This is a genomic window from Nitrobacter sp. (assembly GCF_051535215.1).
In the GTDB taxonomy this organism is placed as follows: Bacteria; Pseudomonadota; Alphaproteobacteria; order Rhizobiales; family Xanthobacteraceae; genus Nitrobacter.
Map to the genome: position 1 here is coordinate 354,817 of NZ_JBPPLY010000002.1, position 16,477 is coordinate 371,293.

The following is a 16,477-nucleotide window of genomic DNA, read 5'->3' on the forward strand; positions in this document are numbered from 1 at the left end:
GCAGGCTATGCGGCGGGATCGCCTGGATACGCCTAACAGGTACAGCTTACGCCGATGCGCTGAGGGGAGCCAGAGCCGGCGCGTCGCGATGCTGCAGGCGAAAGAACGACGCGTAGCGTCCGCCACGCCGCAGCAACTCGTCGTGACGGCCGCGTTCGACAATCTCGCCGCCTTCGACCACGAGGATGGCGTCGGCATGCATGATGGTGTGCAGGCGGTGCGCAATCACGATCGTGGTACGGTTCTGGCAGAGATGCCCGATCGCTTCCTGCACCTGCTTCTCGGATTCGGAATCGAGCGCGGCGGTGGCCTCGTCGAGCAGGATGATCGGTGCGTCCTTGATCAGCGCGCGCGCCACGGCGATCCGCTGGCGCTGCCCGCCGGAGAGTTGCGTGCCGTGCTCACCCACGGGCGTGTCATAGCCGAGCGGAAAACCCATGATGAAGTCGTGAGCGCAGGCAGCTTTCGCCGCCGCGATGATCTCGTCCTCGGTGGCGCCGAGGCGGCCGAACGCGATGTTCTCGCGGATGGTGGCGCGGAACAGGTACACGTCCTGTCCGACGTAGGCGGTCTGCTGACGCAGCGATGTTCGCGACACGGCAGAGATAGCCTGATCGTCGATCAGGATCTCGCCATCGCTTACCTCGTACAACCGCAGCAGCAGCGCCAGCACGGTGGATTTGCCGCCGCCGGACGGGCCGACCAGCGCGGTCATCCTGCCCGGCTCGGCGACGAAACTCATGCGGTTGAGGACGGGCTCGTCCGCGCGATAAGCGAAGGTGACATCACGCAGTTCGACGCGGGCGGCCGTCAGTTTTAGCGCCGGCTTGTCGCTGTCGTCGGGCTCGCTCGCCGGGCTGTCGACGATCTCCAGAAGCTTGCGCGCGCCGATCAGGCTGCTGTTGAGTTCGATATTGAGGCGCGCCAGCCGCTTGGCCGGTTCATAGGCCAGCAGGAAGGCGGTGAGGAACGAAAAGAACTGGCCGGGCGTCGCGCCCATGGCGACGACGCGGTAACCGCCATACATCAGCCCGCCCGCGATGGCGAAACCGCCGAGTGTTTCCATCAGCGGACTGGCGCGGTTCGAGACACGCGCCATCTTGTTGTTGGTCTGTTCGACGGCCGCGATGCTGGCGTCGATCCGTTCGCGCATGGTCTGTTCGAGCGTGAACGCCTTCACCGTGCGGATGCCCTGCAGCGATTCCTGCATGATCTCCATGATATCAGTGGTGCCGCTGAACTGGTTGTGGGCAAGTCGCTTGACACGCTTCACCAGCTTGCGCAGCACAAGCATCGCCGGCGGCGCCACCAGCAGGCCGAACAGCGCCATGTAGGGATCCTGCGTCACCATCACGATGACCAGTCCGACCAGCGAGAGCAGGTCGCGGCCGACGGCGTTGATGAGCAGGCTGAGCACCTGCGTCACCGAGGTGGCGCCTGCGGTCAGCCGCGCCAGAAATTCCGATGAATGCCGCTCCGAGAAGAAGCCGATGCTTTCGCTCATCAGCTTTGCGAACAGGCGGCGCTGGTTGTTGGCGAGGATCGCATTGCTGATCTGCGAGAGGATCACCGAGTGGCCATAGGTCGCCGCGCCCTTCAGCGCGAAAATGGCGACCGTCACCAGCGACAGAATGAAAATGTTGCGCACGTCCTTGTCGACGTAGGCCTGATTGATGACTTCGCCGAGCAGGTAGGCGGAAAACGCCGTGGTTGCCGCGGAGACGGCCATCAGCGCGAAGGCGGCGAGGTAGCGCCGCCAGTAGGCCATGCCCTGTTCGGTGATCAGGCGGCGGATCAGGATCGCCGCGCCGTAGGGATCGTCGGTGATTTTCTTCGGAAGCTCGGTCATCGCGTTCCATTGACGCCGTGAGTGGGCTGTTGCCCGCGCGCCAGGGTTGTTGCGAAAGCGTCCGACTCAATGCCCGCAATAGCGGTCTTTTTCAAGCCAAAACCGGGTTTTGCCCGGTTTATCAGGCCGATGCCGCGAGCGCCTGCGAGACCTGCCGCCGCGCCAGCTTTTCTTCCCACGCCAGCGCATGCGCGGCGATGGTCGCGAGGTCGTCGTATTGTGGCGTCCAGTCGAGTACCGAGCGTATCCGGCCGGTGTCGGCGATCATGGTCATGATGTCGCCGGGGCGGCGTTTGGAATAGTGAACCGCGAAGTTGCGGCCGCAGACCCGCCGCACCGCCTCGATGGTTTCCAGAACGGAGTAGCCGCGTCCGTACCCGCAGTTCAGCGTCGTCGAACGTCCGCCGGTGCGCAAGTACGTCAACGCGGCGCGATGCGCCTGCGCGAGATCGCTGACATGGATGAAGTCGCGGATGCAGCTTCCGTCCGGCGTCGGATAGTCGGTGCCGAACACGTCGATCTTGGCGCGCTGCCCGGTCGCGGCTTCGACCGCGATTTTCAACAGATGCGTGGCGCCCTCGGTTGAGAGACCGATCCGCGCCAGCGGATCAGCGCCCGCGACGTTGAAGTAGCGCAACACGACGTAGTTCATGCCGTGCGCGGTCGCGACGTCGTGCAGCATGATCTCGGTCATCAGCTTCGACGATCCGTAAGGAGAGAGCGGCCGGGTCGGCGCTTCTTCAGGAACCGGCATCCGCTCCGGATTGCCGTAGACGGCGGCGGTCGAGGAGAAGATGAAGCGGTTGACGCCGCATCGGACGGCGGCGTTGAGCAGATTGCGCGTCGTCATCGTGTTGTTGCGGTAGTAGGCGAGCGGGTCGCGCATCGATTCCGGTACCACCACGGACCCCGCGAAATGAATGATGCTTTCGATGCCGTGCTGGGCGATGACGTTCTCGACGAGACTTTCGTCGCCTGCGTCGCCGATGAACAGCGGCACGCCGTCCGGCAGCGCCGATGAAAATCCCGTGGAGAGATTGTCGATCACGACGACGCTTTCGCCGGCCTCGGCCAGCGCGAGAACCATATGACTGCCGATATAGCCGGCACCACCGGTAACGAGCACGGTCATATCTGCTCCTCTGTGCGAAGGCTCGCTGCGGGCTCTCCCGCGTTTGCTGTTATCTCGCACAAACCGGTGGAGTTGCCGTATAGCATGACGCTGATCGGCGCGATTTTCCGCCTCTCGCGCTTAGGGAATCGACATTATGGTTGCCAAACTGTAACGAGAGCCGAATGTTCTTGAGCGGCTTTGCGGGTCGATGACCGACATCCTCATCGTCAAGACGTCTTCGCTCGGCGACGTGGTGCATCAGATGCCTGCGATCGTCGATGCCTCGCGTGCATGTCCGGAACTGCGGATCGCGTGGCTGGTGGAAGAGACGTTCGCGCCGCTGGTGCGATTGCACCCCATGGTCGCCGATGTCATCACCGTTGCGACGCGGCGCTGGCGTTCGCAACTTGGCGCAGGTGCGACCTGGCGCGAGATCGGCCGGTTCCGCACGCTTCTGCGCAAACGGGCGTTCGACAAGGTGATCGACACCCAGGGCCTGATCCGCTCCGCGATCATGGCGCGACTCGCGCGCGGTAAGCGCCACGGTTATGACAGCCGCAGCATTCGTGAACCCTTGGCTGCGCGCTTCTACGACGTCCGGCACACGGTGAGCCGCGATCTGCACGCGGTCACGCGCAACCGGATGCTGACCGGTCTCTCGCTCGGATATCGACCGCCGGAAGAGGTGGATTACGGTTTGATCCGTCCGCCGCAGGCGGATAGCCGACGCTACGCCGTGCTGCTTCATGGCACGTCGCGATCCGCGAAAGAATGGCGCGTCGAGGACTGGATCGAAACGGGGCGCTGGCTGAGTGCGAAGGGATTGCAGATCGTATTGCCCTGGGGCAGCGAGGCCGAACGGCTGCTGTCGGAACGGCTGTCGCGGGACATCGCGGGCAGTCGCGTCCTGCCGCGTCAAAGCCTCGATCTGACCGCGCAGGTGATCGGCAAGGCGGCGCTGGTCGTCGGCGTCGATACCGGTCTGATGCATCTCGCTGCGGCGTATCGCGTGCCGCTCGTCGGCATCTATGTCAGCACCGATCCCGGCCTGACGGGACCTGTCGGCAGCGGTTGCATCGCGGCGCTCGGCGCCAGGAACGGTCCGCCGGCGGCGCGGCAGGTGATCGAGGCCGCGGAGCGGTTGCTGGATCAGGGTGTGATCCGTTCAAATTGAATCGCGCTGCGCCGATCGGGCGTGCAAGCACCGTCGCATCAAGGCGTGGCGCGCGCGCCAGTTTCCGCAAGCACTCGTTTCGCGATGGCCAGCACTTCGGCTGCGGAGATATCCTTCATGCAGCGATGATCGTTTTTGGAGCAGACCGGCCGATGGCACGGCTGGCACGGCAGCGGCGTTTTGGTCTGGATCGTTGCCGCAAGCCCGTTCAAAGGCGCCCAGTGATAGGGACTGGTCGGGCCGAAAATTCCCATTGTGGGCGTTCCGATCGCGGCCGCGACGTGCAGCAGGCCGGAGTCGTTCGAAATCGCAAGCGTAGCCGCCGCCATTGCCAGAATGCCGTTTCGCAAGTCGTGGCCCGTGAGATCGCGGACGCGCGAGCCGCCGGTTGCCACGATCTGGGCCGCGATCGCCTTTTCATTCGGGCCGCCGATCACCCAGACGTCGACCCCATGCTCGGCCAGCAGCCGCGCCAGCTCGGCGTAATAGGTCCAGCGTTTGCTGGAACCGACCGCCCCGGGTGCCAGCGCCACTGCCGGCGCCCCGCCGAGGCCTTGCGCATGCCGCCAGCGAACGACGTCCTCGTTAGGTACGCTAAGCTGCGGCGCGGGCCATTCGGGCGGCCGTGCCGCATTGGCCGGAAGCGCCAGCGAGGCCTTGCGGTCGATCATGCGCGGCAGCGCTCTTTCGCCCCAGCGCCAGCGGTTGAGCAGCCCGAATCGCGCTTCGCCGACAAAGCCGACCCGTTCCGGAATGCCGGCCAGTGCGGGCGCAATGGCCGATTTCCAGGTCCGCGGCATGATGAGGGCGGTTCCGTATCCCCGCGCCCGCAACTGGCGAGCAAGCCCCCACTGTTGCCTGAGCGCCAGCCGGCTTCGCGGCAGGTCCCAGACCACACCGGCGCGCACGCCCGGCATGTAATCGACTAGCGGCGCACAGAGCGTCGTCACCAGCATATCCACCGGCCGGTTCGGCCAGCGCTGCTTGAGCACACGCACCACGGTGTGACCGCGAACGAAATCGCCGATCCACATATAGGGAACGATCAGAACAGGGCGCGAGTCGTCCGCGTCGCCCACAATCTCCAGATCTTCTGATGAATCGGTTTTCATAGCTTAACGAATAAATAACATCGGGACGGATGAAAAATCCTCCCTATCCGCTCCCATGTCGGAGGTAAAGTTATCTCGCGCGATGCGTTTGGCGAGCGATTTCGCCGCCTCCCGCCATGCAGGTTGCCTCGGAGGCGGGAGTGGGGCAAACCAGCGGAATGAATTCGATATTAGCACCCGCTTTGCCGCAAACCGGCAGGCTAATGTCAAATTCAAAACTCCACTGGAAAACCTTATGGTTACTGGTGGTCCTTCGATTCTGACATTTGCAAGAATGCCCGCCGCACCTGATGCAAAATGTCAGAATTGGACCGCTTGGGCCTGTTCGCTTCTGACGGAATCTGAGGCGGGGACTCCATACTTTTGATTTGACGCGTTTTCTTCATGACAACCGATAGCCACTTCGGCCGAAAACGCTCCAGGAGTCGCACATCCATGACGGGGACATCATGCTGCTGGTGACAGGGGGCGCCGGTTTTATCGGATCGAATCTCGTGGCCGCGCTGAACGACGCCGGACGCGGCGACGTGGCGGTGTGTGATGCGCTGGGCCACGACGGCAAATGGCGTAACCTCGTCAAGCGGCAGCTTGCGGATATCGTTCCTCCCGCAGAATTGCCGAGTTGGCTGGGGGGCCGCCGTCTCGACGCGGTCGTTCATCTCGGCGCGATCTCCGAAACCACCGCGACCGACGGCGATCTCGTCATCGAGACCAACTTTCGCCTGTCGCTGCGATTGCTCGACTGGTGTACCGCGACCGCGACGCCTTTCATCTATGCCTCGTCGGCATCGACCTATGGCGATGGCCGGCAGGGCTTTCGCGACGATCAGTCGTTGGCCGCGCTGCGGGCGCTTCGGCCGATGAATCTCTACGGCTGGAGCAAGCACCTGTTCGACATGGCGGTCGCCGGCCGCATCGCGAACGGTGAGGCGCTGCCTCCGCAATGTGCCGGTCTGAAGTTCTTCAATGTGTTCGGCCCCAACGAATATCACAAGGGCGCCATGATGAGCGTGCTGGCGCGCCGGTTCGACGACGTCAAGGCTGGCCGGCCGGTGCAGTTGTTCAAATCGCACCGTGAGGGCATCGCCGATGGCGACCAGCGCCGCGACTTCATCTATGTCGATGACGTGGTCCGCGTGATGATGTGGCTGCTGGCAACGCCTTCGGTCAGCGGTCTCTTCAATGTCGGAACGGGGAAGGCGCGCAGCTTTCGTGATTTGATGACGGCGGCTTATGTCTCGCTTGGCGCGAAGCCGAACATCGAATACGTCGATATGCCTGAGCAGATTCGCGGAGCCTACCAGTATTTTACGCAAGGTGAGGTCGAGCGCCTGCAACGCGCAGGTTACAACGGGGGCTTCACGCCGCTCGAGGAAGCGGTCGATGCCTATGTCAAAGGTTATCTCGACCGCGACGATCGCTTTCGTTGAAGGTGTTGGGGCGTGAGATCCCGAAGAACTGCGCCAGCGCAAGGTGGAAAGCGGTTTTCGGATGGGATTCTGCTCGATTAAAAGGAGAAGGCCGTAGCCTGATTCAACGCGGTTGAATCCGACTCTGGCAGTGGGTGAAGTGCTTGATGATCGATTTTGACGGCTTGTCGAATGCGTTTTCCCGCCAGACGGTGCTCTGCGTCGGCGATCTGATGCTCGACGAGTTCGTGTACGGCGAGATTTCGCGGATTTCGCCGGAGGCCCCGGCGCCGGTCATCGCGGTCCAGCGGAGCGAAATCAATGTCGGCGGCGCGGGTAATGTAGCGCGCAACATCGCCGCGCTGGGCGCGCGTTGCGTCTTTGTCGGATTGGCCGGCGAGGATGAGGCGGGCGGCAGGCTCCGCGCCGCACTCTCGCGCGAACCCCTGATCGAGCCGTCATTGATTTCGGATCCGGCGCGGCCGACGACGCGCAAAGTGAGATTCGTTTCTGAGCATTTTTCGACCCACATGCTGCGCGCCGATTGGGAAACGCCTGCTCCGGCGTCCGGGGCGGTGGAGCAGGCCCTGGTCGACGCCATTCAGTCGCAACTGCCGCGCGCCGACATCGTGCTGTTGTCGGACTATGCGAAGGGAGTGTTGACGGCGCGGGTGATCCGTACCGTCATCGATGCCGCCCGCGGGCTCGGCAAGCGCGTGATCGTCGATCCGAAGAGCGCCAATTTCGGCATCTATCGCGGCGCGACCCTGCTGACGCCGAACCGGAAGGAATTTGCGGACGCGACCCGCAGCCGCGCCGACGATCAGGCCAGCATTGCGGCGGCGGCACGCGAGGTGATGCAGATCGCGGATTGCGAAGCCGTGCTGGTGACGCAAAGCGAGCACGGGATGACGCTCGTGCCGGGCGAGGGTCAGGTCATTCACGTTCCCGCGCACACCGTCAAGGTTCGCGACGTGACCGGCGCCGGCGACACTGTCGTCGCCACGCTGGCGGTTTCGCTCGCCGCCGGGGCCGATTGGGAGACAGCGTTGCGGGCGGCAAGCGCCGCCGCCGCGGTGGCGGTAGGCAAAAGCGGCACGGCGATCGTCACGCTCGCCGAACTCCGCAGAAATATTCTGGCGCCGGCGTCTCTGGCGGCCGAAGAGAAAATTGTGCGATCGGCGGCCGACCTTGACGCGCGGTTGTCGGCGTGGCGTGACCAGGGCCTGCGGATCGGCTTCACCAACGGTTGTTTCGACATCCTGCATCCGGGTCACGTCAAGGTGCTGACCGCAGCACGCGCGATCTGCGACCGGCTGATCGTCGGATTGAACAGCGACGCATCCGTGGCACGGCTCAAGGGAGAGGGCCGGCCTATTCAGGACGAGGAGGCGCGGGCGGAGGTGCTGGCTGCGCTCGAGGCCGTCGACCTCGTGGTGATTTTCGAAGAGGACACGCCGTTGAAGCTGATCGAGCGGACCGAGCCGAACGTGCTCGTCAAAGGCGGGGATTACTCGCTCGAACAGGTCGTCGGTCATGAATTCGTCACCGCGCATGGTGGCGAGGTCGTGCTGATCGATATTCTGCAGGGCTTCAGCACCACGTCTTTGGTAAAACGCGCGGGAGGCAGGGTATGAGAACCCTGTTCGCCCGCGGCCGGCGCTTTTCCGCTCCGTGTATGGTCCGGGCTATCGCCTCATGACTCGGCATCCGAAGTTGACCTCGCGCAACGTCCTGATTGCGCTGCATGACCTCGTGATGGTCGTGGCGGCGCTGCTCGTGAGCTGTTACTTCCGTTTTGACGATCGTGAATTTGCCCTGCGCCTGCCGTTGCTCCTGAAGGCGCTGCCCTATTTCCTCGTCATCAGTCTCGTTGTCTTTTATGTCTTCAACCTGACGACGACGAAATGGCGGTTCATTTCTCTCGTGGACGCCCTCAATATCGTCAAGGCGTCATCGGTTCTGGGGTTCGTCGTTCTTGTCTTCGACTATGTCGTCGTCGCGCCCAATCTCTATGGCACGTTCTTTCTCGGAAAGAAGACGATCATACTGTACTGGCTGTTGCAGATATTCCTGCTCGCAGCGACGCGCTTTACCTATCGGTATTTCCGCTACAGGCGCACCCTTTTTCACGTCAAGGCCGACGACGCGACGCCGGCCATCGTGATCGGCCGTGCCGCGGATGCCGAAATTCTCTTGCGCTCGGTCGAGAGCGGCGCGGTCAAGCACTTGCGGCCGGTCGGCCTGTTGTCGCCGTCGGCGGCCGACATCGGTCAGACGATACGTGGGGTGCCGGTCCTTGGCGCAGTAGACAGGCTCGAAGACGTGATCACGGACTTTGCCGAGCGGCGCAGCGTGATCAAGCGCATTATCATGACGCCCTCGGCATTCGAACCCGAAGCTCAGCCCGAGGCCGTTCTCGCGCGGGGCCGCAAGCTGGGATTGAAGGTCAGCCGGTTGCCGTCGCTCGGCGAGGAGGGCGATATTCCGCGCCTGACGCCGGTTGCCGTCGAGGATCTCCTGCTTCGCCCGAGCCGGTCCATCGACTATGAGCGGCTCGGCGGGCTGATCAAGGACAAGTCGATCGTCGTGACCGGCGGCGGCGGATCGATCGGATCCGAAATCTGCAAACGCGTCGTGACGTTCGGCGCGAGCCGGCTGCTGATCATCGAGAATTCCGAACCTGCGCTCTACGCGATCATGGAGGAACTGGGGACGAGAACCCGGGCCGCTGTGGTGGAGGGCCGCATCGCTGATATTCGGGACCGCGAGCGGCTGATGCGCCTGATGAACGAATTCAGGCCCGATATCGTGTTCCATGCGGCGGCGCTCAAACACGTGCCTATTCTCGAGCGCGACTGGAGCGAGGGCGTCAAGACCAACATCTTCGGTTCGGTCAATGTCGCCGATGCGGCGCTGGCGGCGGGCGCCGAAGCCATGGTGATGATCTCGACCGACAAGGCGATCGAGCCGGTCTCGATGCTCGGACTGACCAAGCGTTTTGCCGAGATGTACTGTCAGGCCCTCGACCGCGAGTTGGCGCAGCGCACCGACGACAAGATTCCGATGCGGCTGATTTCGGTCCGCTTCGGCAACGTGCTGGCGTCGAACGGATCGGTGGTGCCGAAATTCAAGGCGCAGATCGAAGCGGGCGGTCCCGTGACCGTCACGCATCCGGACATGGTTCGCTATTTCATGACGATCCGCGAAGCCTGCGATCTCGTCATCACCGCGGCGAGCCATGCGGCGATGCCGGAACGGCATGACGTATCGGTATATGTGCTGAATATGGGCCAGCCGGTGAAGATCGTCGATCTCGCCGAACGCATGATCAGCCTGTCCGGCCTGCAACCCCACCACGACATCGAAATCGTCTTTACCGGCGTGCGGCCGGGCGAGCGGTTGAATGAAATCCTGTTTGCGAGCGAGGAGCCGACGATCGAGATCGGCTTGCCGGGCATCTTGGCGGCGAAGCCGAACGAGCCGCCGATGGACATGCTGCACAAGTGGATCGCGGTTCTTGCGGAAGCCGTCGCCAATGAGGACAAGTCGAAGATCCGCTCGGTCTTGAAGGACGCGGTGCCGGAATTCGGGACCCATCCCTGACGGACCTCGCCCCGGCTGTCGGCGCGGTTATTCCGTAAGTTCGATTGAGGCCGGTTTTTTTTCGGCGCGCTCGACGCTGAAGATCCAGACGAGGCCCCCGAGCGCGCCGACGACAAAAAACACCGCGCCGTACAGGAGCGAGACGTTGACGCCTTCGCTCGTGGCCAGTCCGGCGTAGCCGAAAATCAGCGCCATGGAAGCCTCGCGCACGCCCCAACCGGCGATCGAGATCGGCAGCATCGTAATCAGCATGACCGGAGGAATGAGCAGGAAGATCTCGCTGAAATGGATCGGCGCGGCGATCGCGCGCACGACACACCATGCGATCACGATGGCCTGGACATGGATGAATAGCGACAGAAACGCGATCTTCAGCCCGCGCCCGCGACCGAAAATGGCATGGCCGGTGATGATCGAACAGGCGCGAAGATGGTTTATCGCCCTGATATTCCGGAGCCATGGCCAATGCAGTCTGCCGAGAAGCAGGAAGCTGCCGGCTGCGGCCAGCGCGGCGAAATCGACCAATAGCAGCGCAAGCCGCCCCTGGGGATCGCCGATCAGCCGGTAACTCCATGGCAGACTGGCGACGATCAGCACGGCGAGCGCGATCAGGCCGATCGCGCGGTCGACGAAGATCGAATAGGCCGCTGCGCGCCAGCCCGCCGGGCCCTGTCCGACCAGCCAGAGCCGCATGGCGTCGCCGCCGATCGATGAAGGCAGCGTCTGGTTGAAGAACGAGCCGATCATGCAGTAGCGCACCGCCCGCGCGATCGTGAGCGGCGCGCCGCAGTCGGCGCTGATTTCCCGCCAGCGTAGCGCGCTGGTAATAACCTGCAGCAAGGTCACGGCGACGGCGAACGCGATCCATCCCGCGCCGGCAAAACCGAGACGCGAGACGAGGTCGGAGAAATCGACCTTGCGGAGAGCAAGGTAGAGCAGGGCAGCCGAGACCAGTATTTTTGCCGTTGAAAGCAGGATCTGGCGCATTGCGCTTGTATGTGCCGGGATTAAGCTGGCTGCCGGTGACCTTCCGGACGATAGTCGATGGCCCTGTTGCCTTGGTATGGTTTTGGGGAGCGTCTGGCAATAGTCGCGCGATGGGCGTTTGCGATCCGCTTCGACCCTCTGATCGCCGTTGGTAAAAAGACCGGCTACCCCATGTCGGGGCTGCGCACCGGCCCGGATACCCTGAGGAGGGAATGCTCTGAGGAGAGAAATATCGGATCACCCGATACTGGTCACCGGCGCGGCGGGGTTCATCGGATTTCATGTCGTTGCCCGGCTCCTGGAGCAGGGGCACCGGGTTGTCGGAATCGACAATCTCAACAGCTACTACGATCCCGCGCTCAAGGCGGCTCGGCTGGACATGCTGCGCAAGGATCCGCGGTTCCACTTCGTCAAGGCCGATCTAGCCGATCGCGCGATGACGGCCTCGCTGTTCGCCGAACATCGCCTTTCGGTCGTGCTCCATCTCGCGGCCCAGGCGGGCGTACGCTATTCGTTGCAAAATCCGGACGCCTATGTCGATTCCAATCTCACGGCGTTCGCCAATGTCCTTGAAGGATGCCGGCACGGCGATTGCCCTCACTTGCTGTTTGCTTCGTCGTCCTCCGTTTACGGCGCGAACACGAAACTTCCGTTTTCCGTCCACGATAACGTCGACCACCCGGTCAGCCTGTACGCGGCGACGAAGAAATCCAACGAACTGATGGCGCATGCCTACAGCCATCTTTATCGCACGCCGATGACGGGACTGCGTTTCTTCACGGTGTATGGCCCGTGGTATCGGCCTGACATGGCGCTCTACAGGTTCGCTGACGCGATCGTCGGCGGACAGCCGATCAGGCTGTTCAATCACGGCAACATGCGGCGCGATTTCACCTATATCGACGACGTTGTTGAGGCCGTTATCCGCCTGATCGATCATATTCCGAGTGGCGAAGCGAACGGCGCTCAGGATCCCGGGACGAGTTCAGCCCCCTGGCGAATCTACAACATCGGCAACAACAAGCCCGCGGAATTGATGAACGTCGTCGCGCTCCTGGAGAAGGAATTCGGACGGACGGCACGAAAGGAGATGCTCCCGATGCAGCCCGGCGACGTGCAGGCGACATTCGCCGATATCGACGATCTCGCGCGCGATATCGGTTTCCGTCCCTCGACCTCGCTTGAAGATGGCATCCATCGTTTTGCAACCTGGTATTCTCGCTATCATCGGGTCGGCTAACGGTTCGGTTCTGACATTTGCATCTCGGCGCGCCGTGATCGGTTTCCGGTCGGGTCGGATCATGCTCCGGAAATCATGGCCTGGCCGCATTTTCTTGCGGCGAACCGGTATCCACGTCACCGGAAAATGCTCTAATGGACACATCAGAATGTGGAGATGGTTTTGTGAGTGAGCGCATCATCCCTTTGGTCATGTGCGGCGGCGCGGGAACCAGGCTGTGGCCGGCCTCGCGGGAAGGCCGTCCGAAGCAGTTTCTACCGCTGTTCGGGTCGCGCTCGACGTTTCAGGATACGCTGAGGCGGGTTTCCGATCCGGCGCTGTTCGAGCGGCCGATCGTGATCACCAACGCCGCCTACCGTTTCATGGTGCTGGAACAACTCGCGGAAGTCGAGCTTGAGGCGGATATCCTGCTGGAGCCGGCGCGGCGCGATTCCGGACCGGCGATCGCTGCTGGCGCCGTTTTCGCGCAGGCGCGCGACAGTGACGCCGTCGTGCTCGCGCTCGCCGCGGATCATGTGGTGCGTGATACCGATGCGTTCGTCTCCGCATGCCGTCAGGGTCTGGCTGCCGCGAATGCCGGCCGCATCGTGACCTTCGGCGTTCGGCCGGAGCGGGCGGCGACCGAGTACGGCTATATCAGCCCGGGCGCGGTGATCGCGGGCGATGTGCGCGCGGTGACGACATTCGTCGAGAAGCCCGATCCTCAAACCGCCGCGGGCTATGTCGAGGCGGGGTATCTCTGGAACAGCGGCAACTTCATGTTCCGCGCCGCTGTGCTGCTCGATGAATATCGCAACGTCGATCCCGAGAGCGTTCGGTCGGTATCGGATGCTGTGGCCCATGCCGGCCGGGATCTCGGCTTCGTCACGCTCGACCCCGCCGCCTTCGCCAAGGCGCGGGCGATTTCCATCGACTACGCCGTGATGGAAAAGACCGAACGCGCCGCCGTGGTGCCGGTCGATTGCGGCTGGTCGGATGTCGGATCGTGGCACGCGGTGTGGGAGTTGTCGGACAAGGACAGTCAGGGCAATGCGGCGCAAGGGACCGCCGTGTTCGAGGACTCCCGTAACTGTAACATCTCGACCGACAGGGCGCTGGTCGCGCTTGAGGGCGTCGACGATCTCGTGGTGGTGGCGACGCAGGATGCCGTGCTGGTATCGCGCCAGAAGGATGCCAATGGGTTAAAGCGCCTGGTCGCGAAACTGAAAGCCGTCGCGCCCCAGGTCACCGAAGAGCATCTGCGTGTTCATCGGCCGTGGGGCGCCTATCAGTCGATCGACAGGGGCGAGCGCCATCAGGTCAAGCACATTACCGTGAAGGCCGGTGAGCGGTTGTCGCTGCAAAAACATCATCATCGCTCGGAGCACTGGATCGTGGTCCGGGGCGCCGCGAAGGTCACGGTGGATGACCTCGTCAAGACCGTGCATGAGAACGAATCGATCTATATTCCGATCGGAGCCACCCACCGGCTGGAAAACCCCGGCAAGATTCCTCTGGAGCTGATCGAAGTGCAGACCGGCAGCTACCTTGGCGAGGACGACATCGTCCGGATCGAAGATGACTATCGTCGAAGCTGAGTTGCGGAGACGAATCAGCTATTCTGTGGAAACAATTGTATAGATATCCCTGTTCCCGGGACGCGGACGTCCTACAAGTTTAGGTATCATGTAATTCTTTGAATCAAAACGTGTTGGGATTGTTATTCCTCTAATCGCCACGTTCGTTATGGCGTGCTAGGGAGAGCGCACGATCAGGGTTCAGGGATGCCTGGACCGGTCGATTTCGAGGTACCTGATGAGTTTGAAGCCATCTGCATTGAAAACTGCAGGGTCGGAGCGTGTGCTGCGTGTCGGCGTGGTTGGCGCCGGTATCATGGGCAGCAATCACGGCCGTGTGCTGTCCGGTCTCGCCGGGGTCAGGCTTGCCGGCATCGTTGATCCCTTGCTCGCGCATCGCGCTCGCGCAACCGAGCTGATCGGTTGCCGGACATTCGGAACGTTCGACGAGCTGATGGCGGCCGGCGTCGACGCGGTCACGATCGCGGCGCCGACACACCTTCATTGCGAGTTGGCGCTGGCCTGCATCGAGCGCGGCGTTCACGTTCTGGTCGAGAAACCGATCGCCTCGACGGTAGAGGAAGGCTGCAAGATCGTTACCGCCGCTCAGCGCGCCGGTCTCACCTTGATGGTCGGCCATGTCGAGCGCTTCAATCCCGCGGTCGCCGCCATCAAGCAGGCGATCAAGGGCGAGGATATTCTATCGATTGCGATCACACGGGTTGGTCCGTTTCCGCCGCGCATGTCGAATGTCGGTGTCGTGATCGACCTTGCCGTGCATGACATCGATCTGATCCGCTGGTTTACCGAATCGGAAATCGTTGACGTGCAGCCCCAGCTTTCCAGCGCCGTCGCCGAGCGCGAGGATATCGCTCTGCTTCAGTTCCGAACCGCATCGGGCGTGCTCGCGCATATCAATACGAACTGGCTGACGCCGTTCAAGGCTCGCAGCGTCACGGTCGCCACTCGCGGCAAATACATCATGGGCGATCTGCTGACCCGCCAGGTCACCGAATGCTTCGGTTTCCAGCCGGACGGCAGCTATTCCATGCGTCACCTCCCGGTCGGCCATGACGAACCTTTGCGCGCCGAACTGATTGCGTTCGTCGAGGCGGTGCGCTCAGGAAAGCCTCCGGCGGTGAGCGGCGGCGAAGGTGTCGCCAGCCTCGAGATCGCGATCAAGTGCCTTGAAGCGCCGTCTTCCGTCGCGCCGCCGGTGCGGCCGGCTCCGCGCCGCGTGGTCGGCTGATCGTCCAGAGGACTGAATGCAGCAGCATATGCCTGCGAAGGCGATTCCATTCATTGATATCGTCGAACAGCGCCGCCGTCTCGGCAAACGTATCGACGATGCGGTTGCGCGGGTGCTGACGCATTGCCAGTTCATCAACGGTCCCGAGGTCGCTCGCCTGGAATCCGATCTGGCCGCATTCAGCGGCGCGCAGCATGTGGTGGCCTGCGCCAGCGGCACCGACGCGCTGCTGATGGTGCTGCTGGCGAAAAACGTCGGCCCCGGCGATGCGGTGATCTGTCCGACGTTCACATTCTGCGCCACCGGCGAGGTCGTGGCGCTGCTCGGCGCGACGCCGGTGTTTGTCGATGTCGATGAAGCGACGTTCAATATCGACGTCGCTTCGCTGAAAAGCGGCATCGCGGTCGCCAAAAAGCAGGGCCTCCGGCCCAAGGCCGTCATTCCCGTCGACCTGTTCGGTCAGCCCGCCGATCACGATGCGGTCGCAGCCGTGGCGGCGACTGAGGGCATGTTCGTTCTCGATGACGCCGCGCAAGGTTTCGGCGCGACCTACAAGGGGAAACGGCTGGGTACGTTTGGACTTGCGACCGCGACCAGTTTCTTCCCCGCCAAGCCGCTCGGCTGCTATGGCGACGGCGGCGCGATCTTCACCGACGATGACGAACTGGCGGACACGTTGCGCAGCGTGCGCGTGCACGGGCAGGGCTCCGATAGGTACGACAATGTGCGGCTGGGTCTGACCGGCCGCCTCGATACGATGCAGGCAGCGATCCTGATCGAGAAGCTTAAGGTATTTCCCGACGAGATCGCAGCGCGGGACGCGGCGGCGCGGCGTTACAACGAAGCTCTCGAGGACGTTGCGATCGTGCCTCGCGTGGCGCCGGATTGCACGTCGGTATGGGCGCAGTACACCATCCGGCTTCCGGGCGGAGACCGCGAGGCGCTGGCCTCCGCGCTGAAGGCGCAAGGCATTCCGACGGCGATCTATTATCCGAAGTCGCTGCATCAGCAGACCGCGTACCGGAATTTCCCGGTCGCCGCCGCAGGTCTTGCCGTCAGCGAAAGGCTGTCGCGCGAGGTCATCAGCCTGCCGATGCATGCTTACCTCGATGAATTGACCCAGGAGCGGATCATCGAGGCTGTGCGCGCCGCGCTTGCGAACTGATTTCGCCATTTTGCGC

General features: G+C 62.9%; 12 protein-coding genes. 8 read left to right on the forward strand and 4 right to left on the reverse strand.

Annotated elements, in window-relative coordinates:
- Positions 1-46: 46 nt before the first annotated feature.
- Together ACS3WB_RS04290 and galE are read right to left on the reverse strand one after the other, a co-directional pair.
- On the reverse strand, positions 47-1,849 hold the full coding sequence (locus ACS3WB_RS04290) for an ABC transporter ATP-binding protein (RefSeq protein WP_438274324.1): 1,803 nt from the start codon (positions 1,847-1,849) through the stop codon (positions 47-49).
- 121 nt (positions 1,850-1,970) lie between these two features.
- Positions 1,971-2,981, reverse strand: a complete 1,011-nt coding sequence (galE, locus tag ACS3WB_RS04295; protein WP_438274325.1) for a UDP-glucose 4-epimerase GalE — start codon at positions 2,979-2,981, stop codon at positions 1,971-1,973.
- Between the two features lie 190 nt (positions 2,982-3,171).
- On the opposite strand from galE, the gene waaC reads away from it, so the two are divergent.
- On the forward strand, positions 3,172-4,137 hold the full coding sequence (gene waaC, locus ACS3WB_RS04300; protein ID WP_438274326.1) for a lipopolysaccharide heptosyltransferase I: 966 nt from the start codon (positions 3,172-3,174) through the stop codon (positions 4,135-4,137).
- Between the two features lie 38 nt (positions 4,138-4,175).
- Here the strand turns inward: waaC and waaF are convergent, their stop codons facing one another.
- Complete coding sequence (waaF, locus tag ACS3WB_RS04305; RefSeq protein WP_438274327.1) at positions 4,176-5,249, reverse strand: lipopolysaccharide heptosyltransferase II; 1,074 nt, start codon at positions 5,247-5,249, stop codon at positions 4,176-4,178.
- A gap of 449 nt (positions 5,250-5,698) precedes the next feature.
- Between waaF and rfaD the strand changes: the two genes are divergently transcribed.
- From rfaD to ACS3WB_RS04320, 3 genes are all read left to right on the forward strand, one after another.
- A complete protein-coding gene (rfaD, locus tag ACS3WB_RS04310; RefSeq protein ID WP_438274328.1) occupies positions 5,699-6,679 on the forward strand; it encodes an ADP-glyceromanno-heptose 6-epimerase in 981 nt (326 codons plus the stop codon).
- Positions 6,680-6,825: 146 nt separating this feature from the next.
- Positions 6,826-8,295 carry a D-glycero-beta-D-manno-heptose-7-phosphate kinase gene (gene rfaE1 / locus ACS3WB_RS04315; protein WP_438274329.1) on the forward strand — a complete coding sequence of 490 codons (1,470 nt, stop codon included), beginning with the start codon at positions 6,826-6,828 and terminating at the stop codon, positions 8,293-8,295.
- Positions 8,296-8,356: 61 nt separating this feature from the next.
- Positions 8,357-10,264, forward strand: coding sequence for an SDR family NAD(P)-dependent oxidoreductase (locus ACS3WB_RS04320; protein WP_438274330.1), 1,908 nt, complete (start codon positions 8,357-8,359; stop codon positions 10,262-10,264).
- A 27-nt stretch (positions 10,265-10,291) separates the two neighbouring features.
- On the opposite strand, the gene ACS3WB_RS04325 is transcribed toward ACS3WB_RS04320, so the two are convergent.
- Positions 10,292-11,251: a lysylphosphatidylglycerol synthase transmembrane domain-containing protein gene (locus tag ACS3WB_RS04325; RefSeq protein ID WP_438274331.1), complete on the reverse strand. Its 960-nt coding sequence runs from the start codon at positions 11,249-11,251 to the stop codon at positions 10,292-10,294.
- Positions 11,252-11,480: 229 nt separating this feature from the next.
- Between ACS3WB_RS04325 and ACS3WB_RS04330 the strand changes: the two genes are divergently transcribed.
- From ACS3WB_RS04330 to ACS3WB_RS04345, 4 genes are all read left to right on the forward strand, one after another.
- A complete protein-coding gene (locus tag ACS3WB_RS04330; RefSeq protein WP_438274368.1) occupies positions 11,481-12,491 on the forward strand; it encodes an NAD-dependent epimerase in 1,011 nt (336 codons plus the stop codon).
- Positions 12,492-12,655: 164 nt separating this feature from the next.
- Positions 12,656-14,068 (forward strand): mannose-1-phosphate guanylyltransferase/mannose-6-phosphate isomerase, encoded by a 1,413-nt coding sequence (locus ACS3WB_RS04335; RefSeq protein ID WP_438274332.1) that lies wholly within the window; start codon positions 12,656-12,658, stop codon positions 14,066-14,068.
- A gap of 217 nt (positions 14,069-14,285) precedes the next feature.
- Positions 14,286-15,296, forward strand: coding sequence for a Gfo/Idh/MocA family oxidoreductase (locus tag ACS3WB_RS04340; protein ID WP_438274333.1), 1,011 nt, complete (start codon positions 14,286-14,288; stop codon positions 15,294-15,296).
- Between the two features lie 16 nt (positions 15,297-15,312).
- Complete coding sequence (locus ACS3WB_RS04345; RefSeq protein WP_438274334.1) at positions 15,313-16,461, forward strand: DegT/DnrJ/EryC1/StrS family aminotransferase; 1,149 nt, start codon at positions 15,313-15,315, stop codon at positions 16,459-16,461.
- Positions 16,462-16,477: the final 16 nt, after the last annotated feature.